Raw genomic sequence first — 2,213 nt, forward strand, 5'->3', positions numbered from 1 at the left:
GCAAACCGGCTGGTGCGCGACGCCAGTTGAGAGCGCAGGCATGAACGCCCCAGCATCACCCTTTTTTAATGATACGGCGACCACCGAGATCTACACCCGCAAATCCACGAAGGAGGGCCTCGAGCAGGGCTTCAACTCGCTGGATGCGCAGTATGAGGCTTCCGCGGCCTATGTCAGCGGCCAACGCAATGAGAGTTGGAAACTTCTGCCCGAGCGCTTTGACGACGGCGGTCTGTCCGGTGGCAGCAAGGAGCGCCCCGCCTTGCAAGCTTACTGGCCGAGGTAGAAGCCGGGCGCATCGGCATGATCGTTGTCTAGAAGATTGACCGGCTCACCCGCTCGCTTGCTGACTTCGCGCGCTTTGTCGAACAACTGGATCGCCGGGGCTGCTCCTTGGTCTCGCTGACGCAGGCCTTCAATACCTCTACCTCGATGGGCAGGTTAACCCTGAACGTGCTGTTGTCCTTTGCCCAGTTCGAACGCGATGCCGCTGCAGAGCGCATCCGCGACAAGATCGCGGCATCAAAGCGCAAAGGCTTGTGGATGGGCGGCAACTTGCCATTGGAGTATGATCCTCCCAAAGACCCTCTCAAGGTTTGCGTGCCTTGAAGATCAATACAACTGAGGCCGAAACCGTGCGCCGCCTGTTTGCCCTCTATCTTGCCGCAGGCAGTCTTGGTGCGACACGGATCGCAGCGGCCGAGCAGGGGTTCAGCCCACGCAAATCTGATCATGTAATAGGGGCGGCATTTAGGGCAACCATCGCCCCGTTCTCAAACAGCCAGTTGCATTATCTGCTGACCAACCCGGTCTATCGCGGTTTGATCCGCCACAATAGTTTGGTTCATCCTGGCCAGCATGATCCGATCATCGACGAGGCGCTGTGGTCCGCCGTGCAGACGAAGCTGCAAAAGACGGCAGCTCGCAAGCGTCAGCGCACTGGCGCGTTCGCGACCGAGGCTGATTCCGCATCGATCACGTCACAAAACTCTGTCGAACCCTCGGCCCTGCTGATGGCAAAGTTGTTCGACGAAACTGGCGACCGGCTGACCCCAAGTCACACCAACCGCCACAACCGACGCTTTCGTTATTACATCTCGCGCCGCCTGATCACCAAGGGGCCTGCCCGTGCGCTTTGATGACGGCGGTCTATCCGGTGGCACCATGGAACGCCCCGCCTTGCAACGCCTGCTGGCCGAGGTCGAGGCCGGGCGCATCGGCATGATCGTGGTCTATAAGATTGACCGGCTCACCCGCTCGCTGGCTGACTTCGCACGGCTGGTCGATCAACTGGATCGCCGTGGCTGCTCGTTTGTGTCGGTGACGCAGGCGTTCAATACCTCGACCTCCATGGGCAGGTTAACCCTCAATGTACTGCTGTCCTTTGCCCAATTCGAACGCGAGGTTACCGCAGAGCGCATCCGCGACAAGATCGCCGCGTCAAAGCGCAAAGGGCTGTGGATAGGCGGCAACTTGCCACTGGGGTACGATCCGCCGAAAGATCCTCTCAAGGCCAGGGTGCTCGAGATCAATCTAACAGAGGCCGAGACTGTGCGCAGGCTGTTTGATCTCTACCTCACGGCTGGCAGCCTCGGCGCCACGCGGATTGCAGCAGCCGCGCAGGGCCTGAGCCCACGCAAATGCGATCATGCAGCAGGGGTGGCCGTTGGCTCAACCATCACACCGTTCTCGAACGGCCAATTGCACTATCTGCTGACCAACCCGGTCTATCGCGGTTTGATCCGCCACAAGAGCTTGGTTCATCCCGGCCAGCATGAGCCGATTATCGACGCGGCGCTGTGGTCAGCTGTGCAGACGAAGCTGCAGGAGACCGCGGCCCGCAAGCGGCAGCGCCCGGTCGCGCCGGCTGCTGCGACTGACGTGGATTCGACGTCCACCGCCCCACAAAACTCTGTGGAACCGTCCGCTCCGCTGATGGCAAAGTTCTACGACGAAACCGGTGATCGTCTGACCCCCAGTCATACCAACCGCCACAACCGTCGCTTTCGCTATTACATCTCCCGCCGCCTGATCACCAAGCGGGCTGACCCGACGGGTTGGCGCTTGCCAGCACCGCATCTGGAGGCTGTGGTGCTTGAGGTGCTGCGTGTTTCTCTGCGCACCCGGGCAAGGCAGCACGATCTGCTTTTGCAACCTGAGGCGATCACAGCGGGGCTTGTCGCCGAGAGTTTGGAAAGACTTTCAAATGCGGC

3 protein-coding genes are annotated in these 2,213 nt (G+C 60.4%); all 3 read left to right on the top strand.

Annotation, left to right across the window (positions count from 1 at the left end):
* Positions 1–372: 372 nt before the first annotated feature.
* Positions 373–609 (top strand): recombinase family protein, encoded by a 237-nt coding sequence (locus tag QQJ98_RS12905; RefSeq protein WP_284325757.1) that lies wholly within the window; start codon positions 373–375, stop codon positions 607–609.
* Complete coding sequence (locus QQJ98_RS12910; RefSeq protein WP_284325600.1) at positions 606–1,139, top strand: recombinase family protein; 534 nt, start codon at positions 606–608, stop codon at positions 1,137–1,139. The genes QQJ98_RS12905 and QQJ98_RS12910 overlap by 4 nt, the downstream gene beginning before the upstream one ends.
* On the top strand, positions 1,129–2,213 hold a 1,085-nt coding region (locus QQJ98_RS12915; RefSeq protein ID WP_284325599.1), incomplete at its 3' end, for a recombinase family protein. The genes QQJ98_RS12910 and QQJ98_RS12915, both read left to right, overlap by 11 nt.

Origin of the sequence: Cypionkella aquatica (assembly GCF_030161095.1) — a bacterium.
GTDB lineage: Bacteria > Pseudomonadota > Alphaproteobacteria > Rhodobacterales > Rhodobacteraceae > Cypionkella > Cypionkella aquatica.